At 65.7% G+C, this 25,804-nt stretch carries 26 protein-coding genes and 1 tRNA gene; 13 read left to right on the top strand and 14 right to left on the bottom strand.

From position 1 onward, the window contains the following. Nucleotides 1–11 precede the first annotated feature (11 nt). The 4 genes from AGI3411_RS23935 to AGI3411_RS23920 form a co-directional block, all read right to left on the bottom strand. Nucleotides 12–524, bottom strand: a complete 513-nt coding sequence (locus AGI3411_RS23935) for a SycD/LcrH family type III secretion system chaperone (RefSeq protein ID WP_129529818.1) — start codon at nucleotides 522–524, stop codon at nucleotides 12–14. A gap of 32 nt (nucleotides 525–556) precedes the next feature. Further along, complete coding sequence (btc22, locus tag AGI3411_RS23930; protein WP_129529817.1) at nucleotides 557–853, bottom strand: Btc22 family type III secretion system chaperone; 297 nt, start codon at nucleotides 851–853, stop codon at nucleotides 557–559. 38 nt (nucleotides 854–891) lie between these two features. Beyond that, complete coding sequence (locus AGI3411_RS30460; protein ID WP_165359256.1) at nucleotides 892–1,494, bottom strand: hypothetical protein; 603 nt, start codon at nucleotides 1,492–1,494, stop codon at nucleotides 892–894. A 162-nt stretch (nucleotides 1,495–1,656) separates the two neighbouring features. Further along, nucleotides 1,657–2,382, bottom strand: a complete 726-nt coding sequence (locus tag AGI3411_RS23920; RefSeq protein ID WP_129529816.1) for a hypothetical protein — start codon at nucleotides 2,380–2,382, stop codon at nucleotides 1,657–1,659. A 226-nt stretch (nucleotides 2,383–2,608) separates the two neighbouring features. Here AGI3411_RS23920 and sctW point away from each other — a divergent pair, with 226 nt between their 5' ends. Genes sctW through AGI3411_RS23880 form a run of 9 tightly spaced genes read left to right on the top strand, consistent with a single transcriptional unit; the run spans nucleotide 2,609 to nucleotide 8,914 of the window. Further along, a complete protein-coding gene (gene sctW / locus AGI3411_RS23915) occupies nucleotides 2,609–3,709 on the top strand; it encodes a type III secretion system gatekeeper subunit SctW (RefSeq protein WP_129529815.1) in 1,101 nt (366 codons plus the stop codon). Continuing rightward, nucleotides 3,706–4,086 (top strand): type III secretion system chaperone family protein, encoded by a 381-nt coding sequence (locus AGI3411_RS23910; protein WP_129529814.1) that lies wholly within the window; start codon nucleotides 3,706–3,708, stop codon nucleotides 4,084–4,086. The genes sctW and AGI3411_RS23910 overlap by 4 nt, the downstream gene beginning before the upstream one ends. Before the next feature lie 22 nt (nucleotides 4,087–4,108). After that, nucleotides 4,109–4,510, top strand: coding sequence for a type III secretion apparatus assembly protein SctX (gene sctX, locus AGI3411_RS23905; protein ID WP_129529813.1), 402 nt, complete (start codon nucleotides 4,109–4,111; stop codon nucleotides 4,508–4,510). A 7-nt stretch (nucleotides 4,511–4,517) separates the two neighbouring features. Further along, nucleotides 4,518–4,877, top strand: a complete 360-nt coding sequence (gene sctY / locus AGI3411_RS23900) for a type III secretion apparatus assembly chaperone SctY (protein ID WP_129529812.1) — start codon at nucleotides 4,518–4,520, stop codon at nucleotides 4,875–4,877. 8 nt (nucleotides 4,878–4,885) lie between these two features. Beyond that, on the top strand, nucleotides 4,886–6,979 hold the full coding sequence (gene sctV, locus AGI3411_RS23895; protein WP_129529811.1) for a type III secretion system export apparatus subunit SctV: 2,094 nt from the start codon (nucleotides 4,886–4,888) through the stop codon (nucleotides 6,977–6,979). 25 nt (nucleotides 6,980–7,004) lie between these two features. After that, entirely contained in the window at nucleotides 7,005–8,180 is a 1,176-nt protein-coding gene (gene sctD / locus AGI3411_RS23890; protein WP_244240443.1) for a type III secretion system inner membrane ring subunit SctD, read from the top strand. Then, the gene (locus tag AGI3411_RS30455) at nucleotides 8,156–8,323 is read left to right on the top strand and encodes a hypothetical protein (RefSeq protein WP_244240442.1); all 168 of its coding nucleotides are present in this window, start codon (nucleotides 8,156–8,158) and stop codon (nucleotides 8,321–8,323) included. Before sctD ends, AGI3411_RS30455 begins: the two co-directional genes overlap by 25 nt. Nucleotides 8,324–8,330: 7 nt before the next feature. After that, the gene (locus AGI3411_RS23885) at nucleotides 8,331–8,636 is read left to right on the top strand and encodes an EscE/YscE/SsaE family type III secretion system needle protein co-chaperone (RefSeq protein ID WP_244240441.1); all 306 of its coding nucleotides are present in this window, start codon (nucleotides 8,331–8,333) and stop codon (nucleotides 8,634–8,636) included. Nucleotides 8,637–8,647: 11 nt separating this feature from the next. Then, complete coding sequence (locus AGI3411_RS23880; RefSeq protein ID WP_043544842.1) at nucleotides 8,648–8,914, top strand: EscF/YscF/HrpA family type III secretion system needle major subunit; 267 nt, start codon at nucleotides 8,648–8,650, stop codon at nucleotides 8,912–8,914. Nucleotides 8,915–8,943: 29 nt separating this feature from the next. Here AGI3411_RS23880 and AGI3411_RS23875 read toward each other — a convergent pair whose 3' ends face one another. Further along, nucleotides 8,944–9,384 (bottom strand): type III secretion system chaperone, encoded by a 441-nt coding sequence (locus AGI3411_RS23875; protein WP_244240440.1) that lies wholly within the window; start codon nucleotides 9,382–9,384, stop codon nucleotides 8,944–8,946. Nucleotides 9,385–9,505: 121 nt separating this feature from the next. After that, entirely contained in the window at nucleotides 9,506–10,984 is a 1,479-nt protein-coding gene (locus AGI3411_RS23870; protein WP_129529810.1) for a glutamate-cysteine ligase family protein, read from the bottom strand. 455 nt (nucleotides 10,985–11,439) lie between these two features. Between AGI3411_RS23870 and AGI3411_RS23865 the strand changes: the two genes are divergently transcribed. Continuing rightward, entirely contained in the window at nucleotides 11,440–13,344 is a 1,905-nt protein-coding gene (locus tag AGI3411_RS23865) for a PhoX family protein (protein WP_129529809.1), read from the top strand. Nucleotides 13,345–13,595: 251 nt separating this feature from the next. On the opposite strand, the gene AGI3411_RS23860 is transcribed toward AGI3411_RS23865, so the two are convergent. The 5 genes from AGI3411_RS23860 to ribD all read right to left on the bottom strand — a co-directional run bounded on the left by AGI3411_RS23860 (nucleotide 13,596) and on the right by ribD (nucleotide 20,432). Continuing rightward, nucleotides 13,596–13,686 (bottom strand) — tRNA-Ser (locus AGI3411_RS23860). A gap of 138 nt (nucleotides 13,687–13,824) precedes the next feature. Further along, nucleotides 13,825–15,375, bottom strand: a complete 1,551-nt coding sequence (locus tag AGI3411_RS23855; RefSeq protein ID WP_129529808.1) for a SpoVR family protein — start codon at nucleotides 15,373–15,375, stop codon at nucleotides 13,825–13,827. After that, nucleotides 15,372–16,631, bottom strand: a complete 1,260-nt coding sequence (locus AGI3411_RS23850; protein ID WP_129529807.1) for a YeaH/YhbH family protein — start codon at nucleotides 16,629–16,631, stop codon at nucleotides 15,372–15,374. The genes AGI3411_RS23855 and AGI3411_RS23850 overlap by 4 nt, the downstream gene beginning before the upstream one ends. A gap of 12 nt (nucleotides 16,632–16,643) precedes the next feature. Continuing rightward, complete coding sequence (locus AGI3411_RS23845) at nucleotides 16,644–18,560, bottom strand: PrkA family serine protein kinase (protein WP_425265373.1); 1,917 nt, start codon at nucleotides 18,558–18,560, stop codon at nucleotides 16,644–16,646. A 720-nt stretch (nucleotides 18,561–19,280) separates the two neighbouring features. Further along, nucleotides 19,281–20,432: a bifunctional diaminohydroxyphosphoribosylaminopyrimidine deaminase/5-amino-6-(5-phosphoribosylamino)uracil reductase RibD gene (ribD, locus tag AGI3411_RS23840; protein ID WP_165359257.1), complete on the bottom strand. Its 1,152-nt coding sequence runs from the start codon at nucleotides 20,430–20,432 to the stop codon at nucleotides 19,281–19,283. Between the two features lie 157 nt (nucleotides 20,433–20,589). Here ribD and AGI3411_RS23835 point away from each other — a divergent pair, with 157 nt between their 5' ends. Next, nucleotides 20,590–21,153 (top strand): cysteine hydrolase family protein, encoded by a 564-nt coding sequence (locus tag AGI3411_RS23835; RefSeq protein ID WP_129529805.1) that lies wholly within the window; start codon nucleotides 20,590–20,592, stop codon nucleotides 21,151–21,153. A gap of 17 nt (nucleotides 21,154–21,170) precedes the next feature. Further along, nucleotides 21,171–22,133 carry a GlxA family transcriptional regulator gene (locus AGI3411_RS23830; RefSeq protein WP_129529804.1) on the top strand — a complete coding sequence of 321 codons (963 nt, stop codon included), beginning with the start codon at nucleotides 21,171–21,173 and terminating at the stop codon, nucleotides 22,131–22,133. A 15-nt stretch (nucleotides 22,134–22,148) separates the two neighbouring features. Here the strand turns inward: AGI3411_RS23830 and nrdR are convergent, their stop codons facing one another. Both nrdR and glyA read right to left on the bottom strand, forming a co-directional pair. Continuing rightward, nucleotides 22,149–22,628: a transcriptional regulator NrdR gene (nrdR, locus tag AGI3411_RS23825; RefSeq protein WP_129529803.1), complete on the bottom strand. Its 480-nt coding sequence runs from the start codon at nucleotides 22,626–22,628 to the stop codon at nucleotides 22,149–22,151. A gap of 183 nt (nucleotides 22,629–22,811) precedes the next feature. Further along, nucleotides 22,812–24,062, bottom strand: coding sequence for a serine hydroxymethyltransferase (glyA, locus tag AGI3411_RS23820; protein WP_129529802.1), 1,251 nt, complete (start codon nucleotides 24,060–24,062; stop codon nucleotides 22,812–22,814). Between the two features lie 205 nt (nucleotides 24,063–24,267). Here glyA and AGI3411_RS23815 point away from each other — a divergent pair, with 205 nt between their 5' ends. Next, nucleotides 24,268–24,906, top strand: coding sequence for a LysE family translocator (locus AGI3411_RS23815; protein ID WP_129529801.1), 639 nt, complete (start codon nucleotides 24,268–24,270; stop codon nucleotides 24,904–24,906). Between the two features lie 61 nt (nucleotides 24,907–24,967). On the opposite strand, the gene AGI3411_RS23810 is transcribed toward AGI3411_RS23815, so the two are convergent. Then, nucleotides 24,968–25,621 (bottom strand): YbhB/YbcL family Raf kinase inhibitor-like protein, encoded by a 654-nt coding sequence (locus AGI3411_RS23810; protein WP_129529800.1) that lies wholly within the window; start codon nucleotides 25,619–25,621, stop codon nucleotides 24,968–24,970. Between the last annotated feature and the right edge of the window lie 183 nt (nucleotides 25,622–25,804).

The following is a 25,804-nucleotide window of genomic DNA, read 5'->3' as shown; positions in this document are numbered from 1 at the left end:
CCCGGCCGGGTTCAGGCCCGCGGCCCCGCCAGGGCGTCGCGCAGGACACGCGCCCGCGCCGCCACGGTGGCGTGCTTTTCCTCGCCCTCGCACATCGCGGCGACGGCGTCCAATGCTTCGATCGCCTCGTCGCGGCGCCCCATCTCGACCAGCGACTCCGCGCTGTAGTACAGCGGCGCCGGATCCAGCGGGTCGGCCGCAATGGCCGGCAGGTACTGGCGCAGGGCGTCTTCGTGCCGGCCCAGCATGCGGCTGGCGGCCGCCAACGCCACGCCGTAGCGGGGCTGCGTGTGGTCATAGGTGACCAGCGCGGAGAACACCTTGAACGACTCGCTGTAGCGCTGCTGCTCGTACAGGGCGTAGCCCAGCGAGTACATCGCCTCCAGCTCGGCCGGCGCCAGCCCAAGCACGTCGCCGAGCTTGCCGCCCGCGCGGATGTAGCTGGCCAGACCGCCCGTGGCTTCCTCCATGGCGGACTCGAGGTTGCGCGCCAGGGCGGCATTCTCTTCCGGGGTCAGACTCATGTCGTTCTCCTTCTTCCAGGGCGGCGCCCGCCTTACACCATGGGACGCATTTTCTTGATACCGCCCGACTGCGCCGGCGCCGCGAAACTCTGGCGCGCCAACTCCTGCGCCATCTCGCTCTCTACCGCTTCCAGGTCCTGGCGGAACAGCGCCTCGGCTTCTGCGCGCTCTTTCGGCCCCAGGCGCTCCGCACTCACGGCGCGCACCTTTTCCGGGTCCAGGCCCTGGTCCCGGTAGAACTCGTCGGCCTGTTCCAGGGCGCGGCGGGCGTCGCCCAGCGCGCGCTCGGCATCGGCGTGGATCTGTTCGGGGGTCTTTTTCTGGCTCATGTCGGTATTCCGGATTCAGGAAGGATTGAAGGATTCGATCAACGCATGTTGCCGATGATGGACGAGCGGCTGTCCTGCATCTTCTTGACGAAGTTCGTCATCACGTCGAAGGCTTCGTTGCGCTTGTTGGTCATGGACTGCAGACGCGTCATGTCCATCTGCTGGGTGTTCGACAGCGCGTCCACCTTGTTCTTGATGGCCTGGATGGCGGTCTCGATGCTGCCCTTGGTGACATTGCTGATGCCATTGTCCACCTTCAACTGGTACTTGTCGGTGTTCAGGTCCATGCCCGCTTCGCCCATCGCGCTCCACATGGCGTCGCGCATCTCGTTGTAGCGGTTGTCGTTTGGCGTGCCAGCGTCGTTCCAGTCGGGGATCTCGCCGTCCTTCATCTTGGTGCCACCGTCCTTGCCGGACTTGAACAGGCCCGCCAGCGCGTTCAGGCTGTTCATGGCCTCGTTCAGCTTGGCGATTTCGGTATTGCGCTTCTGCACCTCATTGATCTGGTTCTGCAGCTGCGCGTCCAGCAATTTGACGCGCTCGCCCTGCACCATCATGAGGGCCGTCTCGATGTCCATGCTGGACAGGTCGATCTGGCCGACGCTACCGGCGCCGCTGGCGCCGCCGACTGGATTGCTCATTGTTCTATCTCCAAGAATGGTGCGCTGCCGCGCATCCGGGGCGTCGCATCTGGGTCCGGGCCGTTCCGACCCCGCATGCTGCATGAGTAACCGCTGCGGACCGGAAGTTCCACGCCGCCGCAAGGCGGCGCGGGCCGCCGCAAGGCGGCGCGGGCCGCCGTGTCAACGCATGTTGCCGATGATGCTGGAACGGCTGTCCTGCATCTTCTTGATGAAGTTCGTCATCACATCGAAGGCCTCGTTGCGCTTGCCGGTCATGCCTTGCAACCGCAGCATTTCCGTCTGCTGCGTATTGCCCAGCGCGTCGACCTGGTTCTTGATGGACGTCATTTCCGTCTTGTTGGCCTCGACGGTGGCGGCGTTGTTCTTGATGCTCTCTTCCAGCGCCGCCACCTTGCCGTCGATCTCCTTCTGCCAGCCGGCCACCACCTTCCCTTTGGCGTCCATGGTCCCATTGCCGTCCACGTCGCGCGGCGCATCTGCGCCGGCGGGGACGGTCAGCCCGGACGACTTGATCTGTTCCAGCGTGGAATGGGACAGCGCCGCGTCGTCGCCCTGCCCCCAGGAAAGGCCGTACCAACCATCGGGATTCGGGCACTCGCTGGCCTTCAGCCGCGATTGCAGGTCGCGCAGTTCCGCAATCTGCTTCTGCATGGAAAGGCTGGACTCTTCCAGCTTGCTGTTCTCGGACGACTTGGCCGCGATGGCGTCGTTCAGGCCGGCCATCTCCGCATTGCGGGCGCTGACCGAATCGAGCTGCAGGCGCAGGGCGTCGTCCAGCAGCTTGGTGCGCTCGCTCTGCACCGCCATCAGCGCGGTCTCCAGGTCCATCGACCCCAGGTCCATGCCCGATACGCCGCCGACTCCCGCTCCGGAAACTGTGGTCATCTTCTTCTCCTCTTGCCGCGCGTCCGATGGTGGACGCCTCGTTGATTAAGGGTTAACCCTTGAAACATTCGCGGAATCCGGAACTGTTCGGCCCGGATCCGCCGCCATGCCGTGTTCGTAACCGCCGCCCCGCCTTGGTTCCATCGAACCCGCATGGAACTTTCCCGGCCCCGCCGTTACTACCACTCACGACGCGCGGCCTATGCCGGCCGCCCTGACACGCCCTATGAACCGTATCGAAGCAGGCCTTTCCTCTTCCGCTTTCTCATCGATGACCTCGCAGGCCGACGTCCAGCACGGGCAGGCGCAGGTCGGCACGATGCTGGGCCAGGCCGCTGTCGCGGTCGACGGCGAGTTCTCCCTGGCCGACTCGGCCGAGGAGCTCAGCCTGCACATGGCCGAGAAAACGGAAGACAAGCACCACGCGGAGCGCAAGATGCGCGGCGACGCGCCCATGCAGGCGATCAGCACCGAGGCCATCCTCGCCTACCTGGCGGAGGCCCACGACGCCGACGCGCAGGAAAAGCTGATCGAGCTGGCGCGCCATCTGCTCAGCGGCAAGGCCGATCCGCGCCAGGCTGCGGGCCAGGCCTTCGGCGATGTGTCGCAGCAATACCTGGCCCTGCAGTACGCGCTGCGCCAGGGCGAACGCGAGGGCGCGTCCGACGACGTGCTGGACGGGCTGCGCGAGGCGCTGGCCGACCTGGAACTGGAAAACGGCCCGCAGATCCGCGCCGGCATGAACACCATCGGCGCCGCCTCGGCCTACGCCGAAGACGCCCGGGGCGTGGCGGACTTCCAGCGCACTTACCGCGACGTGGTGCTGGGCGAATCCGGCCTGGCCAAGACCCTCGCCCTGGCCCTGGAACGCTTCGGCGGCAAGAACGTCGGGCGCGGCCTGGAGCAATTGATCCAGGCGCTTGGCCAGGACCTGGCCGCCGCGCGCCCCTCCACCAGCCCCGACCGGCTGCAAGCCCTGATGCAGGACCTGTACCAGCTGGGCACCGCCATCACGGTGCTGGAAGGCTGCGCGGAACTGGCGGACAAGATGGGCCGCGAGCATGGCGCCGCGGTCTCTCCGGAGCGCCTGATGCAGGATCTGGTCAACGTCAGCAATGAAAAGTGGGTATCCGAATCGCGCTTTTCCAGCCTGGCCGGCACGCATGGCGTGTCCGCCGTGGAAGGCCGGATCGCGTTCCTGGGCGGCGTGCGCGCCGTGCTCAAGGACCTCCCCGTTTCCGTCTACGCCGACGCGGACACCCGGCAATCCGTCCTGAACGCCGCCCAACTGGCGCTGGACGCCGCCATCGACGAGGAATACGAATGAACAGCCTGGACCAGGCGTTGAGCGCCTTCGGGGAAGACATCGGCATGCCCGGACTGGCGCTGAGCGCCCGCGGCAATGTGGCGCTGCAGCTGGAATCCGGCCGCCGCGTGGCGATCGAGCCCGCAGAAGACGAGGTGCTGGTGTATGTCTCGGACCCGGTTCCCTACGACGCGCCCGAGCGCCTGTTGCTGGCATGGCGCCGCGCCCATCATTCCCGGCTGGACGGCTGGCCGGTACAGGCGGCGCTGCGCGAGCAGGACGGCCTGCCGCGGCTGCTCGCCGCCACCCGCCTGGCCGCCGCCGACGCCAGCGCGCACAAGCTCAAGCAGGCCGTCGACCACCTGTCGCGCTGGCTCGACGCCGCGCGTGACGACTGACCCCTGGACACGGAGAACCATCATGTCCGATATGCGCATCAACGGCCTGGCCTTCGACCGGGGCATCGACGGCATTTCCTATGCCAGCCGCGACGCCGGCGGCCAGCACCTGCCCGAGCGTCAGGAGCTCGCCCCCCCCGCCGACGGCGTGCGCGCGCAGCTGGCCCAGCTGCTGGATAAGCCCACGGCCGCCCGCTACCTGGACGACAGTCTGCGCCCGCCGCTGGCCAATCGCGACCTGCTGATGCCCGCCCGATTCCAGCAGGCGCTGCAATCCGCGCTGGACGGCCTGGGCGCAGCGGCCGAGCAATCCTCGAACCAGGACGATGCCCGCGCCCTCAACCGCGCGTTGCGCCTGCTCAAGGACGAAGCCGGGCTGCGCGAACTGGTCGCCATGTACCGCAGCGCGCTGTATCAAGGATGAACGCCCGATGCCGCTGAAACACGAGGCCCGCGAGCTGCTCAGCCTGCTGGCGTATGTCTACCTCGAAAACAACCGGCCCGAAAAGACGGCCGTGCTGCTCAACGCCCTGCGCGCGCTGGGCCTGGCCGGCCCGCGCGAACTCGCCACGCTGGCGCTGGCCCAGCTGCGCGCCGGCAAATCCGAGGCGGCCCTGTCGACGCTGGACGCGCTGGCCATGCAGGGCGGCGTCGACGCGCCGTTTCACCTGATCCGCTCGCAAACCCTGCTGGCGCTGGAGCGCCGCGAAGAGGCCGCCGCCGCCATGCGCGCCTACGTCGCCTCACGGCCCGCGGCAAGCGCCGCCCCCACTGAAACGGAAACGATCTGAGCCGCGCCATGCAAGCCCTTAACCGCGTCGTCGCCGCCGCCACCAGCCGCAACGATATCGTCCTGGCGATCTTGATCGTCTCGATCATCTTCATGATGATCCTTCCGCTGCCGACGGCCCTCGTGGACGTGCTGATCGGCACCAATATGACGCTGTCAGCCATCCTGCTGATGGTCGCCATGTACCTGCCGTCGCCGCTGGCGTTCTCGTCGTTCCCGTCCGTGCTGCTGGTCACCACGCTGTTCCGCCTGGGCATTTCCATCGCCACCACCCGCCTGATCCTGCTGCAGGGCGACGCGGGGCACATCATCGAAACCTTCGGTAATTTCGTCGTGGGCGGCAACCTCATCGTGGGCCTGGTCGTCTTCCTGATCCTGACCATCGTGCAGTTCGTCGTGATCACCAAGGGCGCCGAGCGGGTGGCCGAAGTGGCCGCGCGCTTTTCGCTCGACGCCATGCCCGGCAAGCAGATGTCGATCGACGCCGACCTGCGCGCCGGCACCATCGACATGGACGAGGCCCGTAAGCGCCGATCCGTCGTCGAAAAGGAAAGCCAGTTGTACGGCGCCATGGACGGCGCCATGAAGTTCGTCAAAGGCGATGCCATTGCCGGGCTGATCATCGTGGCGGTGAACCTGCTTGGCGGTATCCTCATCGGCACCATGCAGCGCAACCTCAGCGCCGGCGAAGCGGTGCAGGTCTATTCCATCCTGACGATCGGCGACGGCCTCATCGCGCAGATCCCCGCGCTGTTCATCGCCATCTGCGCGGGCATCATCGTGACCCGGGTGCAGACCGGCGACGGCCCCTCCAACGTGGGCAAGGACATCGGCGCGCAAGTGCTGGCCCAGCCGCGCGCGCTGCTGATCGCCGCCGCGATCGCCGTGGGCATGGGCCTGATTCCGGGCATGCCTACCCTGACCTTTCTGGCGCTGGCCGCGGTGGTCGGTACCGTCGGCTTCGTGCTGCTGCGCGGCACGCGCAAAGTGGTCGACGAGAAGACCGGCGAAATCACCGAAATCCCCGCCCTGGCGGCCGACGGCCAGAAGCCCGCGGCCAAGCCGCGCACCGACGGCAGCGCCGAGTTCGCGCCCACCCTGCCGCTGATGATCGACGTTGCCGCGCACCTGCAGCGCAGCTTCGACGCCGATGAGTTGAACGACGAGCTGCTCAAGATCCGCCGCGCCCTGTACTTCGACCTGGGTGTGCCGTTCCCCGGCATCCAGCTGCGCTTCAACGACGCGCTGCCGCAAGACACCTACAACATCCTGCTGTCCGAAGTTCCGGTATCGCAAGGCAAGCTGCGGCCCGGAGCGGTGCTGGTGCGCGACACCGAACAGAACCTGCAGGCGCTGCAGGTTCCGTATGAAACGGACAAGCGGTTCCTGCCCAACATTCCCACCATCTGGGCCGGCGCCGAACTTTCCCCCACCCTGTCGGCCGCCGGCATTCCCTATCTGGATCCCCACCAGGTCCTGACGTGGCACCTGGCGTTCGTGCTGAAGAAATACTCGTCCGACTTCATCGGCATCCAGGAAACGCGTTTCCTGCTGACCGCCATGGAAGACCGCTTCCCCGACCTGGTGAAAGAAGCGCTGCGCGTGATGCCGGTGCAGAAGATCGCCGAGATCATGCAGCGCCTGGTGTCCGAGGACATTTCGGTGCGCAATCTGCGCGCGGTGCTGGAAGCGCTGATCGAATGGGGCCAGAAGGAAAAGGATTCGGTGCTGCTGACCGAGTACGTGCGGGTCTCGCTGAAACGGCACATCAGCTACAAGTATTCCAGCGGCCAGAACATCCTGCCCGCCTACCTGCTGGCGCCCAACGTGGAAGAGACCGTGCGCGGCGCCATCCGCCAGACCTCGGCGGGCAGCTATCTGGCGCTGGACCCGAACGCCTCCAAGAAGCTGGTCGACAACATCAAGCGCGCGACCGGAGACCTGAACGCAACAGCGCAGAAGCCGGTGCTGCTGACCTCGATGGACATCCGCCGCTATCTGCGCAAGATGATCGAGCAGGACCTCTACGAGCTGCCCGTGCTGTCCTACCAGGAACTGACGCAGGAAATCAACGTGCAGCCGCTGGCGCGGGTGGATCTATGAACATGCCGCACAACGGAGTCCCGTCATGAGCGAAGCGCTGGAACTGCGCGTCCTGAGCGGCCTGCACCGCGATGCGCGCTGCCTGGTGGAAGACGGTTCGGCGCTGGGCGCCGATCCGTCTTGCGACATCGTGCTGGCCGACGACGGCATGCCGCCACGCGCCGCGCAGGTACGCATCGGCGCCGGCAACTGGGGCCTGGCGCCGGACTCGGCGCCAGCCACGCCTTTCAACCACCCGGTCTCGCTGGGCCCGGTCTGGGTGACCGTGGCGCGCCGCGACGACCCGTGGCCCCAGTTGCCCGAGTCCGGCGGCGAGGAACCGGCCGTGGCTGCGCAGGCGCCTGCGTCGGCCGCGGCGTCTGTCACCGCCGCGCCGGTTCCCCCAGCCGAGGAAGATACCCAGCTGGAACGCCGGCAACCGCTGCCGCCCGTGGCCGGCCGGCGCCGCAAGCGCGACTCCTGGCCCATGGCGCTGGGCCTCGGCGCGGTAGCGCTGACGATCATCGTGGCCATCGCGCTGGCGCTGATTCCGCCCTCCACGGCCAAGCGCGCGCCCACGCCCGACCCGCGCCTGGCCGCCGCCGAAAAATCGGTGGGCCAGATATCCGCCATCTTCGAGCGCATGGGGCTGGCCTCGCGGCTGCACGTGTCCCTGTCGCGCGACGGCACGGTCATGGTGTCCGGCTGGGTGCGCAACGCCGCCGAGCAGGATGCCATCGCGGCGGCCCTGTCTCAGGTCTGGCCCATGCCCGCCATACGCGTCAGCAACGAGGACGAAGCCGTGCGCACGGCGCGCGCCGCGCTGCGCGCGTTCAGCGTCAAGTACGAACCGCGTTACCAGGGCGACGGCCGGCTCGACATCGCCGGCATCGCCAGCAGCGCCCGCGAACGCGCCTCGGCCCTGGATGCGCTTCGCGCGCAGCTGCCCGGCATGACCGTACTGGGCAACAGCATCAAGCTGACACAGCAGGTTAGCGACACCTTCTCGGGCCAACTGGTGGATGAAGGATTGTCCGGCGTCACCCTGGCCTGGAAAGCGGACTACCTGGACATTTCCCCGGGGCGCTGGACGATGACCAGATGCAGCGCCTGCAGGCGCTGGTGGCGGACTTCAACAAAGACCACCTGGACGTGGCGCGCGTGGCGTCCGCCAGCGCGGCCGCACCGGCCGACAGCGTGCCTTTCACGATACGCAGCGTAGTCGGCGGCGCGCAGCCGTTCATCGTGCTGGAAGACGGCAGCAAGCTGCTGGTGGGCGGGGTGTACCGCAAGTACCGGCTCGTCGCCGTGGAAAACACCCGCATCATTTTCGAAGGACCGCGCAACGCCATCGTGACGCGCTGAGCGCGCCATGCTTGCATCCGACACCCGAGCCGCCATGACCGCACCGATCACACTGACCGAACTCGAAGAACGCCTGGCCGCCCCCGGCGGCGCCGAACTGCGCGCATCGCTTGTGCAGCGCATGGCCGCGCTGGAGGCCGCTGCGCGTGAGCAGCTGGAACGCGGCCTGGCGCCGGCCGCATTCCAGAATGGTCAGGCCCTGGCCGACGCCGCCCGCGCCGCGCAGGAAGTGCTTGCGGCCAGCCATTTTCCGACCCAGTCTGCCCCCGGCGCCCCCGCGGCGCCGCTTCCCTTCAATTCCCTGTCCCGCTAAGGAGACGCACCATGGCACTCAATGGCCTCACCGGCTCGTCCGGCCTGAACTTCAACTCCGTCAATAGCACGATCTACGACAGCATCCGCACGCAGGAAACGAACCTGCAGGCCACCCTGTCCAGCATGCGCACCAATGCGGACGGCAGCGTCTCGCAGGCCGAGTTGCTGAAGATGCAGCAGCAGGTCCAGCAGTGGACGATGATGATCGACATCCAGAGCACCATCACCAAGCAGATCGCGGATTCGCTCAAGGGCGTGATCCAGAAGTCCAGCTAGGCGATTCGCGGGGCGGGCCCAGGGCCCGCCTATACGGACTGCATCATAAAGGCGGGATTGCGCCGCAGCGCATCGACGTCGGGTTCGGCGCGCGCGCAGCGCTGCTCCCAGGATTCGACCTGGCTCAGCAGGGCGTCGATCGCGGCCATCAGGGTGTCCGCGCGGCATTCCGCGCGCGCGACGCCCAGTTGCAGGTGCATGCGCCCGTCCGGGGCCGCGCAGGCGACGACGCCGCCGCCCGCCTGCATGAAGTTCGCCTGGGCCGCCAGCAGGGCCTGAGCGCCGTCCATCTTGCCGCCCACGGCGCACGACAGCAGGATCTGGCCGCGCGCGCCATGTTCCACGATCTGCACGAGATGCCGGCCATCGAACGCCAGCTGGCACAGACCGCCCTCGGACGGCGCCAGCGCGGGAATGCCCAGCATCTGGCCGAGTTCGGAAAGCATCCGGGCGAATAAGGGGTCTGACACGGTAGGCGGCGGGCCATGCCAAGCGCCGCGAGATGCCAGCGGCCTGGATGCCAATAAGATGGACGAGCCGCTCATCTTACCTTCGTTCCCCGCCTCGCCCAAGCCCCCGCGCGCCGGTGGCTCACAACGGGATCGCGGCCCGCGCCCGGCATACCGCGCCCAGCCTGCGCGGGTCTCCCTCGTGCTCGTGCCACAGGCGCAGCAGCCTGTCGGCGCCAGTGCAGCGGGAGTCCACGGCATATCTGGCGTAGTCCAGCCAATGGCGTTCGCCATCGACCAGCCCGCCCTCGGCGACCGCCAGCGTATCGCACGCCAGCGCCCAGACCGCATCGTGGCTCAGGGCATGGCGCATCGCCTCCGCCCGCAAGTCGCGCAAGCGCAGCCAGCCCCATTCGCGCAGCAGCGCTTCGGCCTCGTCCAGGTTGCGCATCAATCCCAGTTGCAGGGCCGAGGGCGCCATCACGATGGTGGCCGCCACGGCGCTGCCGGCCTCTTCGACGAGCTGCGCGTCGGCAAAACCCGCGCCGGGCGCGCGGCCTTCGATATAACCGGCGGCGCCCAGGCGCGAGTACAGTTCCTCGATGCCGCCCGGCCGCTTCCAGGCCACGCGCAACTCGTCCAGCGCCGGGCGCTCGGCCAGCCGGTACCGCCAGCGCGCATCCAGGAAATGCGCGAACTGCGAATATTCGAAATGCCCGCCCTGCGGCTTGATCGTCACCTGGCCGCCCGTGTCCGTGCGCAAGCCGGGCCAGCCGTCAGACGCCAGGAACGCAGACAGCGACGGCCCGCCTTGCAGATACACCCCCACGGCCGACTTGTAGCCATCCTCCGCCGCCAGCGGCAGGCAGCGGCTGGCGGTTCCCGGGCCGAACATCCAGCGGAAGTAATCCCCCAGGTCCGCGAACGGCCGCTCTGGCAAGCGCTGCAAGCGGTGGTCCCCCGCAAAGCGCGAATAGCGGAACATCCGGTCCCAGACGGTCAAGCGGTTTTCTTTGAAGTCGGTGACGCGGCCACTCTCCAGCGGGCTGTTCGCAAACACCGCCACGCTGGCCGGTGCCAGGCCCAGCACCACGTTCAGCGCACGCGCCGCCTGCCACACGTCCACCGACGTGCACGGGCTGTTCTGCGCCTTAGCGTCGATGCCGACCCGATGCAGCCATTCACGATGCCCGATCAGTTCGCGGTAGATGGGGCGAGGCACCTGCACCTGGGCGTACCAGCCAGGGTCCAGCGTGCACGCCGGATGCTCCGAGACGTTCAGCACGGTGGCGCCCTCGGCCTCCAGCGCCAGTTGCACGTCCTCGAGTTCCCGTTTGGCGCGGCGCGCCAGTTCGGCCAGGCCGCCTTCAGCGGCCGCAACCGGCGCGAAGGCCGTCTCCAGCAGATTGAAGCCGTTGTCCAGGCCGCTCTCGCCGGCGGCCACGGACAGGCCCACGTCGCGGCCATCGATGCGCGCGATGTCCGGCGCTTCGTCGCGTTGCGCCTTGATCCCCGCCAGCCTCGCGAAATAGCCGTCCACAGGGTGGCTGGCGCCGGTGTCGCGGCGCGCCACGGCCATCTCCATCTCCAGCCCCAGCGTCTGGCCGGCCGGCGCGCTCATCGGCCCGCTCCGCGGCGGCGGAGGGCGCAATGGCGTCGGGAACAGGCGCGGGCGTCGGGCATGGCGGACTCTTTCGGAAAACACGATCGTGCGAGCTTAGTAACGCAAACGGCGTCCGCGTTCCCCCCGCAGCGCCTGCAACCGTTGCGGCCTGCGTCCCCGGCGGGGCCGCAACGGCGCCCAGATGCGCATCGATTCCGTGCGCGAAGGCAAACGCCCGATGCACGTGCTCGACGTCACGCCCATCGCGGGCGAACCGAGACGCAACGCCCTGAATCCGCAGGAAAAATCCGGGCAGGCGGTCCCTTCGCGAGGACCCGGTCGCCCGCTACCATGTCGGTCAAGACAGCGGAATTCACACGATCGTCACCCCTGTGTCATGCGCAGCTTCTAACCTCGCTGCCGCTTTCCTGACAAATAACTTAGCGATTCGTTCGCCCTACTATGAGGTTGGAATGTCCTACTTGACCGACAAATTGCGCGCCCCCTACCGTGAAGCCCAGGGAGAAGTGACGGTTCCGGGCCAGATGCTGGACGACATCGTCGCCGCGAATCCGGAACGCCGTACCTTGCTGAAGAACAGCTTCGGCCTGTCGATGCTGTCGGTGTTCGGCGCCTCTACGCTGCTGACGGCCTGTGGCGGCGATGACGATGACGACGATGCGCCCGCCAACGGCGGCGAAGGCGGCGAGGGCACGCCGGGCGGCCAACCGGGCGACGGCGGCACCACCACGCCGCCCCCCGGCCCCGACTACTCCGTCACGTTCAAGCCGCTGGACGACAAGATCGTCGCCGACACCGTCACGGTGCCCGAAGGCTATGTGGCCGAAGTCCTGTACTCGGCCGGCGACAAGTGCGTAATCGGCTCGGCCGGCTACGCGGGCATTCCGCAATCCTATCCCGCCACCGAAACCCAATCGGGCGGCCAGCACGACGGCATGCACTTCTATCCTCTGGAAGGCGTGGACCCGAACCAGGGCGGCCTGCTGGTGCTGAACCACGAAGCCCTGGACAACGCCACGCTGGACCAAAGCGTCGAAGGCCTGAAGACCCGCCTGTCGAACGTCGGCGTCTCGGTCGTCGAGATTGCGCGTGGCAGCAACGGCGCCTGGGCGGTCAAGGCCGACTCGCGCTACAACAAGCGCTACACGGGCAACACCGTCTACAACGTCAGCGGCCCGGCGAAGGCGGTGGTCGGCGCAACCGTCGTCGGCACGCTGAACAACTGCTCCAGCGGCAACACGCCCTGGGGCACGTATCTCACCTGCGAAGAGACGCTGAACAACTACCACTACCAGGCCGGCGATGCCGGCCAGCCGGCCGATGAAGGCTACGGCTGGGTGGTGGAGATCGATCCCCAGACCCCGGGCTCGACCGCCGTCAAGCGCACCGCGATGGGCCGTTTCAGCCACGAAAACACGGCCTACATGCTGGACGAGAACAACCGCGTCGCGTTCTACATGGGCGACGACACCACGCCCGGCTGCATCTACAAGTTCGTGCCGAACAAGCCCTACGATCCGGCCAACCGCGCCAACAACATGGGCCTACTGGACGAAGGCACGCTGTACGCCGCGCGCTTCAACGACGACGGCAGCGGCAACTGGGTCGAACTGACCGTGGGCAAGAACAACCTCACGACCGGCGCCACCGATCCGGGCAACTTCACGCAAGTGGCCACCGGCACCGTCATCACCGGCACGATCGTGGACTTCAACTCGCAGGCCGACGTGCTGGTAAACACCCAGGCTGCCGCGCGCGTGGCGGGCGCCACGCTGATGGATCGCCCCGAGTGGATCACGGTCGGCGTGGACAAGACCGTATTCTGCACACTGACCAACAACGGCAGCCGCAAGCGCACCAGCGCCTCCAACCCGCGCGCCAACAACTCGCACGGCCACATCATCCGTTGGCACGAGCGCGGCGACTCGCCGCTCGCGACGACCTTCGAATGGGACCTGCTGCTGCTGGCCGGCCGCGACGCCGCCGACGGCGTGGCGCCCAACCTGACGGGCAACGTCAACGGCGACACCTTCTCCAGCCCCGACGGCATCCGCGTCGATCCCCAAGGCCGCCTCTGGGTGCAGACCGACGCCGGCACCGGCACGTCCACCACGGACTTCTTCGGCAACAACTCGATGTACTACATCGATCAGAAGACCGGCGAATCCAAGCGTTTCCTGGTGGGCCCGCTGGGCTGCGAAATCACCGGCATCGCCTACACGCCCGATCTGACGACGTTCTTCATCAACATCCAGCACCCGAACCAGACCTGGAACACGCTGCGCGCAGGCGGCGGCGATGCCCGCTCCGCCACCGTGGTGGTGCGCCGCACTGACGGCAAGCCGGTAGGCGCGTAAGCACCCACGGCAGGCGCGCCGCCCGGCAGTTGCGGCCGGGCGGCGTGTTGCGATCGGCGGGGGTCTGTTCATCTTGCGGGTGTCAGACACCCGGGCAGGTCGTCCGCAAGCTGTAGCGCTGGCTCGCAGAGGTGTCAGACACTGCGGCGGTCTTGCGCAGACTCGCCAGGCATCTGACTCCCGCGCCATCAAACCGGCGCCACAACGAAAAAGCCCCTGATTTCTCGCGAAATCAGGGGCTCATGCATTCTTGGCGGACAGAGGGGGATTCGAACCCCCGATACGCTTTTGACGTATACACGCTTTCCAGGCGTGCGCCTTCAACCACTCGGCCACCTGTCCTATCTGCGGTTTCCGCGGCGGTTTTCACCTGCTGCGAAAAATGCGAATCCGCGATTCTAGCAGATTGCAAGCGTCAGCGGCAAGACCCCAAGAAAATGGGGGGCGCCTTAGCGCCCCCCACTGGCTCATCCCCCGCCGTTAAGCAGAGGGCGGGTCCTGCTCGCGGTAGGAACTGACCGTACCGTCGGGCTCGGTCTCTTCCAGGCGCACCCGGAACCCCCAGAGCCGCGCCAGGTGCTTCATGACCTGCTCCGCATCCTCGCCGGCCAGCGGACGGCCGCGGGACTTGAGGTGGCGCAGCACCAGCGAGCGGTCGGAATCGCGGTTGAAGCGGACGACCTGGATGTCGGGCACCTGGTTGTCGCGGTTGTGCTGCGCGGCGAGCAGGCGGCGGATGTCGCGGTAGCCTTCGTCGTCGTGGATCGCGGCCACCTCGAGCTTGGGATTGGCCTGGTGATCGGAAATCGCGAAGAAACGGAACTCCCGGATCAGGCGCGGGGACAGGTATTGCGAGATGAAGGACTCGTCCTTGAAGTTGCGCATGGCGAAGTCCAGCGTCTTCAACCAGTCGCCGCCCGCGATGTCGGGGAACCAGCTCCGGTCCTCGGGCGTGGGCGACTCGCAGATGCGGCGGATGTCCGACATCATGGCGAAGCCCAGCGCGTACGGGTTGATGCCGCCGTAGCCGCGTTCATCGAAGCCCCGCTGGCTGACCACATTGGTGTGGCTCTGCAGGAACTCCATCATGAAACCGTCGTTCACCAGCCCCTTTTCATGCAGGCGGTTGAGGATGGTGTAGTGCCAGAACGTGGCCCAGCCCTCGTTCATGACCTTGGTCTGCGTCTGCGGATAGAAGTACTGCGCGATCTTGCGGACGATGCGCACCAGCTCCTTCTGCCACGGCGCCAGCTTCGGCGAGTACTTCTCGATGAAGTACAGCAGGTTCTCCTCGGGTTCGGGCGGGAACACCGAGGCCTCGACGCGCGCATCCTTCTCGTCGTCGAGCCGCGGCAGGGTCCGCCACAGGTCGTTGTACTGCAGCCGGGCATGCTCTTCGCGCTCGGCCTGGCGCGCGGCCTCTTCCTTGTAGGAAATCGGCGCGGGGCGCTTGTAGCGGTCCACCCCGTGGTGCGACAGCGCATGGCAAGAGTCGAGCACCGCTTCGACGGTATCGATGCCGTAGCGGTCCTCGCAGGCCATGACATACTTGCGCGCGAAGACCAGGTAGTCGAGCACCCCATCCGCGTCCGTCCATTGGCGGAACAGATAGTTGCCCTTGAAGAAGGAGTTGTGGCCGTAGCAGGCATGCGCGATCACCAGCGCCTGCATCGTCATGGAGTTTTCTTCCATGAGATACGAGATGCAAGGGTTGGAATTGATCACGATCTCGTACGCCAGCCCCTGCATGCCGCGACGGTAGAACTGCTCGTTGCGGATGAACTCCTTGCCGTACGACCAGTGGGGATACCCGATGGGCAGCCCCGCCGAGGCATAGGCGTCCAGCATCTGCTCCGAGGTGATCACCTCGATCTGGTTCGGATACGTGTCCAGGCCGTATTCCGCGGCGATCTTGGAGATCGCGTCGTCATAGGATTGGATCAGCTCGAACGTCCATTCGGAACCTTGCGAGATCGGCCGGGCGCTGCCGGCGGCCTCCGGCTCCACGAGAGCTCCGACGATGGTATTCATGCGGTCTCCTTCTTGAACAGATCATGGAACACAGGGAAGATTTCGCTGCGTTCGCAGATGCGCCGCATCACGAAATGCGGCTCCAGCTTCTGTTCGTATTCCGCCCACAGGCTGCTCTTGCGCGCTTCCTGCGAGTCCGGAACCTCGATATAGGCGAAGTAGCGGGTGGCGGGCAGCAGGTGCTCGGCCAGAAAGCGGGCGCTCTTGCCCGCGTCGGCGCCGAAAGAGTCGCCGTCGCTGGCCTGCGCCGCGTAGACGTTCCAGGACCCGGGCGGGTAGCGTTTTTCGAGGATCTCGCGCATCAGCTCCAGCGCGGACAGCACGATGGTGCCGCCGCTCTTGGGATCGTAGAAGAACGTCTGCTCGTCGACTTCCTCGGCGTTGTCCGTGTGGCGGATGAAAACCAGGTCCACGTGCTCGTACTTGCGCGACAGGAACAGATAGAGCAGCGAGAAGAATCGCTTGGCCAGGTCTTTCTTGCCCTCGTCCATGGAACCCGACACGTCCATCAGGCAGAACATGACGGCGCGCGCCATGGGGATGGAAACCGACACGCGGTTGCGGTAGCGCAAGTCCAGGTCGTCCAGGAACGGCACGCGGGCCAGGCGCTCGCGGCAGTCCTCGACCTCTTGCTCCAGCACCTGGATCTCGTCGGCGGGCGCGCCCGCCTCACGGGCCTTCGCCAGGCGTTCCTCGGCATCTTCGAGGTCTGCCCGCGCCTTCACGCTGAGCGCGACGCGGCGCGCCAGCGACGACTTGAGCGTGCGGCTGATGCTCAGCATGCTGGGCGAGCCCGAAGTCGTGTAGCCCGCGCGTTGCCACTTCTTCTGGCTGACCTCGCCCAGCTGGGTGCGCGCCATGTGCGGCAGCTCCAGGTCCTCGAAGAACAGATTGAGGAATTCGGCGCGGGACAGGCTGAAGGTGAACTGGTCCACCGATTCGCCTTCGCCCGGCTCGGATCCGCCTTCGCCCTGCCCGCCCTGCGGCCGGTCGAAGGTGTCGCCCTTGGCAAACTCGCGGTTGCCGGGGTGCACCATCTCGCGGTCGCCGCCCGTGCCGTGCCGGAAAGTCGGCTCGGAAATATCACGGGCGGGCAGGTTGATCTCGCCCCCCTGGTCCATGTCCTGGATCGAGCGGTCACGGATCATCCCGTGGACCGCCTTGCGGATCTGGTCCTTGTAACGCCGGAGAAAACGCTCCCGGTTGACGGCACTTTTATTGCGCCCGTTCAGACGGCGATCGATCAGTGAATTCATGATTCACCTCGCTCAGGAAGACTTCCTCACACGGAGGTACCACTCGCACAGCAGCCTGACCTGCTTTTCCGTGTAGCCCTTTTCGACCATGCGATCCACGAAACTCTGGTGTTTCGACTTGTCCTCGGCCGAGGCCTTGGCATTGAACGAAATCACGGGGAGCAGGTCTTCCGTGTTCGAGAACATTTTCTTCTCGATCACTTCGCGCAACTTTTCATAGCTGGTCCAGGTGGGGTTGCGCCCGTTGTTGTTGGCGCGCGCCCGCAGCACGAAGTTCACGATCTCGTTGCGGAAGTCCTTCGGGTTCGCGATGCCCGCCGGCTTTTCGATCTTTTCCAGTTCATCGTTGAGCGCGCTGCGGTCGAAGCTTTCGCCGGTTTCCGGGTCGCGGAATTCCTCGTCCTGGATCCAGCAGTCGGCGAACGTCACGTAGCGGTCGAAAATGTTCTGGCCGTATTCGGAGTAGGACTCCAGATAAGCGGTCTGGATCTCCTTGCCGATGAATTCCGCGTATCGCGGCGCCAGGTAGCCCTTGATGAATTCAAGGTACCGCCGGCGGATTTCCTCGGGGTAGTCCTCGCGGCCGATACGCTGTTCGAGCACGTACATCAGGTGCACCGGGTTCGCCGCCACTTCCGTCTGGTCGTAGTTGAAGACGCTGGACAGGATCTTGTAGGCGAAACGCGTGGAAACGCCCGTCATGCCCTCGTCGGTGCCGGCGTAGTCCTTGTACTCCTGCAGGGCCTTGGCCTTCGGGTCCACGTCCTTCAGGCTTTCGCCGTCGTAGACGCGCAGCTTCGAATAAATGCTGGAGTTTTCGGGTTCCTTCAGGCGCGTCAGCACCGAGAATTGCGCCATCATGTCCAGCGTTCCCGGCGCGCAGGGCGCCGCGGCCAGCGAACTGTGATGCAGCAGCTTCTCGTAGATGCGGACCTCTTCCGACACCTGCAGGCAGTAAGGCACCTTGACGATGTAGATACGGTCGAGGAAAGCCTCGTTGTGCTTGTTGTTGCGGAAGGTCTGCCATTCCGACTCGTTCGAGTGGGCGAGAATCATGCCGTTGAACGGGATCGCGGAAAAACCCTCGGTACCCTTGAAGTTGCCTTCCTGGGTGGCCGTCAGCAAGGGATGCAGCATCTTGATCGGGGCCTTGAACATTTCCACGAACTCGAGCAGGCCCTGGTTCGCCAGGCACAGCCCGCCGGAATAGCTGTAGGCGTCCGGATCGTCCTGCGAATGACGGTCGAGCTTGCGGATGTCCACCTTGCCGACCAGCGAGGAAATGTCCTGGTTGTTTTCGTCGCCCGGCTCGGTCTTGGCGATGGCGGTCTGGCGCAGCACGGAAGGATTCAGGCGCACGACTCTGAACTGCGAGATGTCGCCGTCATATTCCTTCAGGCGCTTCACTGCCCACGGCGACATGATGCCGGTCAGGTAGCGCCGAGGAATGCCATATTCCTTTTCGAGCGTGTCGCCGAACCGTTCCGGATGGAACAGGCCCAGGGGCGATTCATTGACCGGCGACCCCTTCAAGGCATAGATGGGGTAAGCCTCCATCAAGGCCTTGAGCCGTTCCGCGATGGACGACTTGCCGCCGCCCACGGGGCCCAGCAGATAAAGGATTTGCTTGCGCTCTTCCAGGCCCTGCGCGGCATGCTTGAAGAACGCGACGATCTGCCCGATCACGTCCTCCATGCCGTAGAACTCCTGGAACGCGGGATAGCGCCGGATGGTCCGGTTGGAAAACAAACGGGAAAGACGTGGGTCGTTGCGCGTATCCACGATTTCAGGTTCGCCTATCGCGGCCAGCATGCGCTCAGCGGGACTGGCGTACGCCATGGGATCGCTTTTGGCGAGGTTCAGATATTCCTCGAGGGAGAGTTCTGATTCCTGCTCTCTTGCATACTGCGACTTGAAGCCTTCGACGATGTTTTGCACGGAAACCTCCTACAACACGCGAAAAATCCAATACGTCCCTACGTGTCCCCATTGTGCCTCAGCGCCCACGCATTACTAGACAATCTCGCGATAAGCATTGGCGGCCGGATGGTATGTTGCTTTCGCCACACATCAACCATGAGCACGATCGGGTCCTTTCCGTTTAGGCTGCACCCTTCAGACACAAGTTCCGTCAGGGATTGCAACTTACGTGAAGAAGTTCGCTCATTCGCTTTCAGCATATCGCTGTATGCACGCACGGTTTATGCGGCTGCACATGAAATGCTCAGCAATGTTTTGAAGGGAAGAGCGATATCCCGGGGATTCTTATGATGCGGGTGTAAACCCGAAGCGCCCGCTATGCGATGGCAGCGGACGGTCTGAACGGCGCGTTGCGTCTTCGTTCAGCAGCGTGCCGGTCCGGTCGTGAAAAAGCGCCGATAACGCGGCACGGGAATCCGTGGTGACGAGGGCGCGTGGCGCTGAATGGTTTAAGCCTTCAGGGCGTATCGCCAAGTCATATGCCTATGCTATAGCCAATTGACGGTTTTGTGGCAATTCATTTTGCGCATCGCTGAAAATAGTCATGACACGCGCACCGGCATGCACGCGCAAAGCGCTCTCGAATTTGATGCCATCGCGGCGTCTTGCGCGTTTGGCAGCCACGGACATCGAGTGCTAGTACCCCTTGCACCGGCACGGTTTACGGCATCAGGACAGCGCAGGCAACTCGACCCGCTGCATCAATTGCCGCCACGTATCGGCAACCCGGGCGCGCACGCGCAGGTCCGCGCCCATCCGTTCGGTATCGACGAATTCGTAGCGCTGCGCGGCATCCAGGTGTTCCAGCATCGGCAGCCGGACCATGCCTGCCGCATCGCCCAGCAGCACGGGCGCCAGATACAGCAGCAATTCGTCCACGCAACCGGCGGAAACCAGCGCGCCGCTCAAGCCGGCGCCGGCCTCCACATGGACTTCGTTGACCTGTTCCTGGGCCAGCCAACGCATCATCGCGGGCAGATCCACCCGGCCCGGCGCCTCGCCGGGCAGCACCACGACGCGGGCATTCCTGGCCTTCAAGCGCTCGGCTTTGGCCGCATCTTCGCGGGCGGTGAAAAGTATGACTTCCGCGCCATCGAACAGCCTGGCGTGCTCCGGAATCTCGAAGCGGCCGTCCACGACCGCCTTGCGCGGCTGGCGGGGCGTATCCACGCCCCTCGCATTGAGCTGCGGATCGTCTTTCAGGACAGTGCCCATGCCAGTCAAGACCACGCAGCTGCGCGCCCGCCAGCGATGCCCGTCGGCGCGGGCATCGGCGCCCGTGATCCATTGCGATACGCCGTTATGCAGCGCGCTGCGTCCATCCAGCGACGCCGCCATTTTCATCCACACCCACGGCAGGCCGCGGCTCATGCGGGAAATGAAGCCGGCGTTGACCGCCAGCGCCTCTTCCCGGCAAACGCCGGTGGCCACCGCGATGCCGGCATCGCGCAGCCGCGCCAGGCCCTGCCCATTGACCAGCGGATTCGGGTCGCCCAAGGCCACCACCACCCGCGCCGGACGGGCCGCCAGCACGGCGTCCACGCACGGCGGCGTGCGGCCGAAATGGCTGCAAGGCTCCAGGGTCACGTACAGCGTGGCGCCCGCCACCGACTCGCCGCGGGCCTGAGCGTCGCGCAGGGCGCAGATTTCGGCGTGCGGGCCGCCTGGCGGCTGGGTCGCCCCTTCGCCCAGCACGCGGCCGTCGCGCACGATGACGCAGCCGACCCGGGGGTTGGGCGCGGTGGAGTACATGACGGTCTGCGCCAGCGCCAGGGCGCGTCGCATCCAGAAAATGTCGTCGGTGTCGCTCGAGATCATCATGCTCAGGATTGTATGCCTCCCCGGCCGTCCGCCACGGCGCCGTCACCGAATGTCCGTTTCAGGCCGATGGGCGTCTTTCGCCGCACTCCCCAAAACTCCCAATTGCAGTAAAAATGGCATTACACCCTTTTGATTTCCCTGCCTGGAGAGTGGTTCCATGAAACAAGCGCTGATCGTCATCGACGTACAAGAATCCTTCCGGCAACGTCCGTTTTGGGATGAAACCGAGTACCCGGCCTTCGTGGAGCAGATCCAATCGCTGATCGACGACGCCGCCGCCCGCAGCATTCCCGTGCTCCAGGTGTTCCACACCAGCACCTCCAGCGACCCCGCCAACCCCTTTTCGCTGGCCTCCGGCCACGTCCAGACGCTGAAAGAACTGCGCATCGCGCCCAGCGCCGTATTCCACAAGACCGTGCATTCGTCGCTCTACGCCAAGGATGCCAGCGGCGCGAGCTTGCACGACTGGCTGCTTGGCCACGGCATCGAAGGGGTTATTGTCTGCGGCATCCGTACCGAACAATGCTGCGAAACCACGTCGCGCCATGCCAGCGACGCCGGCTTCAAAGTGGTGTTCCCCACCGATGCCACCCTGACCTTTGCCATGCAAAGCCCGTCCGGCAAGCACTACACGCCGGCCGAAATCCGCGACCGCACCGAACTGGTCCTGCAAGGGCGCTTCGCCCGCATCGCGCGCGCCGCCGACGCGCTGGCCGCCTAGTGTCCGCGGAGGGCCCCATGGTTCCGGTGTATTTCGTGCTGTCGCACGGCATCGTCCTGCTGGACGTGGCCGGCCCGGCGGAGGCGTTCCGGGTCGCCAACAAACTGTGCCCCGGCTCGTTCGAACAGCATTTCTGCGGCCCGTCCCGGGAGGTCGAAAGCGGTATTCCCGGCCTGCACCTAGCCCATATCAAGGCGCTTCCGGCGGCCTTGCCGCCGGAAGCGCTGGTCATCATCTCGGGCATCGTGGGCAAGCCCACGCGCCTGGAAGACCCGCACGCCCGGGCCATCATCGACTGGCTGGCCGTCCGCCACCCCGCGGACGGCTTCACGCTGATGACCGTCTGCGCGGGCGCGCTGTTCGCCGCCGCCGCCGGCCTTACCCGGCAGCGCGAATGCACCACGCACCATACCTGCCTGGAGCAGCTGGCCAACATCGACCCGAGCGCGCGGCTGCACGACAACCGCATCTTCGTCGAGGACGGCAAACTGGTCAGCAGCGCGGGGATCACGGCCGGAATCGACCTGGCGCTGCATATGGTGTCACGCCATTGCGGGCCTCGCGTCGCCTGCGAGGTGGCGCGCGACATGGTGGTCTATCAGCGGCGCGCCGGCACGGATTCGACACTGTCGCCCTGGCTGGAACACCGCAGCCACCTGCATCCGGGCGTGCACCGGGTGCAGGATGCGGTCATACGCGACCCGGCCGCCGCCTGGTCGGCGCAATCGCTGGCGGACCATGCCCATACCAGCGCCCGCCACCTAACGCGGCTGTTCCGCGAACACGCGGGATGCACGCCGATGGACTATCTCTATCAGATACGCGTCGCGCTCGCGCGCGACCTGCTGCGCGATACCCGGCTGGACCTGGAGCGCGTGGCGGAGAAATCCGGCTTCGGATCGGCGCAGCACATGCGGCGCGTCTGGCGCAAGTTCCAGCCGCTGACACCCAGCCTGGCGCGCTCGGCCGCCTTGCAATAACCGCGTCCGCGCGGGCTATTCCTTGCGCAGCTTCCCGGGCAACAGGGGTCCTTGCATCTCGCGGATGGCCTCGACGAACTCGCCGATGTCCTCGAAGCTCTTGTAGACCGACGCGAACCGCACGTAGGCCACCTTGTCGAGCTTGCGCAGCTCGTTCATGACCAGTTCGCCGATGTGCTCGGTGGGCACTTCCCGCAGCCCGCTGGCCAGCAGCTGCTCTTCGATGCGGGCGACCGCCGCGTCCACGTCTTCCGTGCTGACGGGCCGCTTGCGCAGCGCCAGACTCAGGCTCGCACGCAGCTTGCCGGGATCGTAGTCGCTGCGGCTGCCATTGCGCTTCACGACGGAAGGCATGGCGAGCTCCACCCGCTCGTAGGTGGTGAATCGCTTGTCACAGGACAGGCAGCGGCGGCGACGGCGGATGGCGTCGCCCTCTTCCGAGACCCGGCTGTCGACGACCTGTGTTTCGGCATTGCCGCAAAATGGACACCGCATGTGTGATCCCTAAAGGCACTAGTGGCAATAGTTAAGCATATTGTAACGACGCGCCGGCCCGCCAGCGCCAATACGGGCTAATCCGCGGCTTGCGGCCCGGAAAGCAAAGGGACGGCGCCTTGCGGGGCCGTCCCTTAGACTGGGCCAGCTTGCGGGCACGGGGCCCGCAGGCGGGTAGCGGGCTTACTTCTTGCCGTAGACCGGCAGGCGCGAGGTCAGTTCATTGACCTTGGCGCGAACGGCGGCGATGTTGGCTTCGTCACGCGGATTGTCCAGCACGTCGGCGATCAGGTTGGCGGTCAGTTCGGCTTCCGCTTCGGTGAAACCGCGCGTGGTCATGGCCGGCGTGCCCAGACGGATGCCGCTGGTCACGAAGGGCTTTTCCGGGTCGTTCGGGATGGCGTTCTTGTTCACCGTAATGTGGGCCTGGCCCAGCACGGCTTCCGCTTCCTTGCCCGTGATGCCCTTGGAACGCAGGTCCACCAGCATGACGTGGCTTTCGGTGCGGCCGGAGACAATGCGCAGGCCACGCTTGACCAGCGTGTCGGCCAGCACCTTGGCGTTCTTGACCACTTGCTGCGCGTAATCCTTGAATTCAGGTTCCAGCGCTTCCTTGAAGGCCACGGCCTTGCCGGCGATGACGTGCATCAACGGACCGCCCTGGATGCCGGGGAAGATGGCCGAGTTGACGATCTTTTCGTGTTCGGCCTTCATCATGATGACGCCGCCGCGCGGGCCGCGCAGCGACTTGTGCGTGGTCGAGGTGACGAAGTCGGCGTGGGGCACCGGGTTGGGGTAGGCGCCGCCGGCGACCAGGCCCGCGTAGTGGGCGATGTCGACCATGAACAGCGCGCCGTTTTCGCGGGCGATGCGCGCCATGCGCTCGAAGTCGATGTGCAGGGCGTAGGCGGACGCGCCGGCCACGATCAGCTTGGGCTTGTGCTCCTTGGCCAGCTGCTCGACTTGCGCGTAGTTCAGGACCTCGTTTTCGTCCAGGCCGTACGAGATGAAGTTGTACAGCTTGCCCGAGGCGTTGACCGATGCGCCGTGCGTCAGGTGGCCGCCTTCGGCCAGGCTCATGCCCAGCACGGTATCGCCCGGCTTCAGGACAGCCATGTACACGCCCTGGTTGGCCTGCGAACCCGAGTTGGGCTGCACGTTGGCGGCTTCGGCGCCGAAGATCTGCTTCAGGCGGTCGATGGCCAGCTGCTCGACCACGTCCACGTACTCGCAACCGCCGTAGTAGCGCTTGCCCGGATAGCCTTCGGCGTACTTGTTGGTGAGCTGCGTGCCCTGGGCTTCCATGACGGCCGGGCTGGCGTAGTTCTCCGAGGCGATCAGCTCGATGTGCTGTTCCTGACGGACGTCTTCCTTCTGGATGGCGGCCCAAACGTCCGGGTCAGCCTTGGACAAGGTGAGGTTGCGGTCAAACATGACGGGGGGTTCCTGAGGCGGTAAGAGAGGAGGAAACTGCGCCCGGGTGGGTAAACCCGGAGAATGACGGATAGTTTACCGCGTCGGACAGAATCAAATGCCCCCAAAATGCCTGGAACCCGGGCAAAATTCCTTGGATGGGTGCGAAAACCACGCCATCCTGCCGGCACCGAAAATCCGTCTCAACCCGACTTGAGAAACTTTCATGCAAAGCGCCACGCTCATAACCTACTCGCTAGTAGCTGCAATCAGCGTCATCAGCCCCGGCCCCGCCACCCTGCTTGCCATCCGCAACGGCGCGGCGGGCGGGTTCCGGGCCGTGCTGCCATCCACCCTGGGCAACGTCACCGGCCTGTTTCTGCTGTCTGCCGCCGCCATGCTGGGGCTGGGCGTGGTGCTGCAATCGTCCGCCATGCTGTTCATGCTTCTCAAGCTGGCGGGCGCCGCCTACCTGCTCTATATCGGCCTGCGCCACCTCCTGGGCCGATCGAACCTTGCGCCGTCCTCTGCCGAGGCCGCCGCGCCGGTGCCGCGCAGCGCCGGCCGGCTCTATCTGGAAGCCGCCCTCGTGGCGACGATGAACCCCAAGCCCATCCTGTTCTTCACGGCGCTGTTTCCCCAGTTCCTGGACGCCACCGCGCCGCTGGCGCCGCAATTCTTCATCCTGACCGGGATCTTCACGGCCATGTCGCTGGCGTCGCTGCTGGCATACGGCACGCTGGCCCACCGCGCCCGGCGGCTGCTGCGCCAGCCCCGTATCGTGGTCTGGATCAACCGCCTGGTCGGCGCCCTATTCATCACCTTTGGATTGGCGCTGCTGCGGCTGAAACGCGCAATGGGCTGAGCCGCTTTCGCGGACGCAAAAAAAGGCCGCAAGATTTGCGGCCTTTTTGTGGCGGCGCGGATCAGGCCGAGGTGGCGCCGATCTGCTTGGGAGCCAGCGTCGGGTTGAGCGTATAGGTGCCCGTGAGGGACGCCTTGCCCAGCACGTGGCCCTGCATCGCCCGCAGCGCGTCTTCGCCGGTGAACGAACCCTGCAGGTTCAGGCTGTGCACATCCAGCGCGTACAGCGTGAACACATAGCGGTGCACCAGCGCATCGTTCCAGGGCGGGCACGGACCGTCATAGCCGAAGTAGTCCCCGCTCATGTCGTGGTCGTTCGCGAACCACGAGGAATAGGAGTTAATGCCCTGGCGGGAATCCATGGGCGCCAGGGGACCGCCCTTGCCGCGCGGCGTGATGCCGTTGGAGAAGGAACCTTCCTCGATCTCGCGCAAGTCGGCGGCCAGGTCCACCAGCACCCAATGGAAGAAGTCCACGCGCGGCAGATCGGCCGGCACCTCGCGGCCTTCCTGGTTGACGTCGTCGGGACTCGATGGCACGTCGGGATCGTGGCAGATCAGGGCAAACGACTGCGTGCCCGCCGGAACGTCGTCCCAGGAAAATTGCGGGTTGAAGTTGTCTGCCAGCGCGACGTGCGATTGCGCATCGATCTTGCCGAACGCATAGCGCTCGGGAATCGACTCGTGATCGGAAAATGACAAACTCGAAAGTTCCATGTCGTGCTCCTAGATATGCCGCAAAGGCCCCACTGCCCCTGTCCGTACCCTCAGCGTATCAAAAAAGCCCCCACGCAGCACGCAACGCGCTTGATGCCTGACAAGGGGGCCGCTTTTGCCTTGGGGCGGCCCGGCGGCAAAAGATGCCCCCACGCTGCGCCTTCGGCTTGCTGCCCCCCAAGG

The organism is Achromobacter agilis (assembly GCF_900496965.1).
In the GTDB taxonomy this organism is placed as follows: Bacteria; Pseudomonadota; Gammaproteobacteria; order Burkholderiales; family Burkholderiaceae_B; genus Achromobacter; species Achromobacter agilis.
This window is presented reverse-complemented; position numbering and strand designations above follow the sequence as displayed.

Bases quoted from the DNA above. Each gene is read 5' to 3' on its own strand.
- AGI3411_RS23935 (WP_129529818.1), bottom strand. From the start codon at position 524: ATGAGTCTGACCCCGGAAGAGAATGCCGCCCTGGCGCGCAACCTCGAG.
- btc22 (WP_129529817.1), bottom strand. From the start codon at position 853: ATGAGCCAGAAAAAGACCCCCGAACAGATCCACGCCGATGCCGAGCGC.
- AGI3411_RS30460 (WP_165359256.1), bottom strand. From the start codon at position 1,494: ATGAGCAATCCAGTCGGCGGCGCCAGCGGCGCCGGTAGCGTCGGCCAG.
- AGI3411_RS23920 (WP_129529816.1), bottom strand. From the start codon at position 2,382: ATGACCACAGTTTCCGGAGCGGGAGTCGGCGGCGTATCGGGCATGGAC.
- sctW (WP_129529815.1), top strand. From the start codon at position 2,609: ATGAACCGTATCGAAGCAGGCCTTTCCTCTTCCGCTTTCTCATCGATG.
- AGI3411_RS23910 (WP_129529814.1), top strand. From the start codon at position 3,706: ATGAACAGCCTGGACCAGGCGTTGAGCGCCTTCGGGGAAGACATCGGC.
- sctX (WP_129529813.1), top strand. From the start codon at position 4,109: ATGTCCGATATGCGCATCAACGGCCTGGCCTTCGACCGGGGCATCGAC.
- sctY (WP_129529812.1), top strand. From the start codon at position 4,518: ATGCCGCTGAAACACGAGGCCCGCGAGCTGCTCAGCCTGCTGGCGTAT.
- sctV (WP_129529811.1), top strand. From the start codon at position 4,886: ATGCAAGCCCTTAACCGCGTCGTCGCCGCCGCCACCAGCCGCAACGAT.
- sctD (WP_244240443.1), top strand. From the start codon at position 7,005: ATGAGCGAAGCGCTGGAACTGCGCGTCCTGAGCGGCCTGCACCGCGAT.
- AGI3411_RS23885 (WP_244240441.1), top strand. From the start codon at position 8,331: ATGCTTGCATCCGACACCCGAGCCGCCATGACCGCACCGATCACACTG.
- AGI3411_RS23880 (WP_043544842.1), top strand. From the start codon at position 8,648: ATGGCACTCAATGGCCTCACCGGCTCGTCCGGCCTGAACTTCAACTCC.
- AGI3411_RS23870 (WP_129529810.1), bottom strand. From the start codon at position 10,984: ATGAGCGCGCCGGCCGGCCAGACGCTGGGGCTGGAGATGGAGATGGCC.
- AGI3411_RS23865 (WP_129529809.1), top strand. From the start codon at position 11,440: ATGTCCTACTTGACCGACAAATTGCGCGCCCCCTACCGTGAAGCCCAG.
- AGI3411_RS23855 (WP_129529808.1), bottom strand. From the start codon at position 15,375: ATGAATACCATCGTCGGAGCTCTCGTGGAGCCGGAGGCCGCCGGCAGC.
- AGI3411_RS23850 (WP_129529807.1), bottom strand. From the start codon at position 16,631: ATGAATTCACTGATCGATCGCCGTCTGAACGGGCGCAATAAAAGTGCC.
- ribD (WP_165359257.1), bottom strand. From the start codon at position 20,432: ATGATGATCTCGAGCGACACCGACGACATTTTCTGGATGCGACGCGCC.
- AGI3411_RS23835 (WP_129529805.1), top strand. From the start codon at position 20,590: ATGAAACAAGCGCTGATCGTCATCGACGTACAAGAATCCTTCCGGCAA.
- AGI3411_RS23830 (WP_129529804.1), top strand. From the start codon at position 21,171: ATGGTTCCGGTGTATTTCGTGCTGTCGCACGGCATCGTCCTGCTGGAC.
- nrdR (WP_129529803.1), bottom strand. From the start codon at position 22,628: ATGCGGTGTCCATTTTGCGGCAATGCCGAAACACAGGTCGTCGACAGC.
- glyA (WP_129529802.1), bottom strand. From the start codon at position 24,062: ATGTTTGACCGCAACCTCACCTTGTCCAAGGCTGACCCGGACGTTTGG.
- AGI3411_RS23815 (WP_129529801.1), top strand. From the start codon at position 24,268: ATGCAAAGCGCCACGCTCATAACCTACTCGCTAGTAGCTGCAATCAGC.
- AGI3411_RS23810 (WP_129529800.1), bottom strand. From the start codon at position 25,621: ATGGAACTTTCGAGTTTGTCATTTTCCGATCACGAGTCGATTCCCGAG.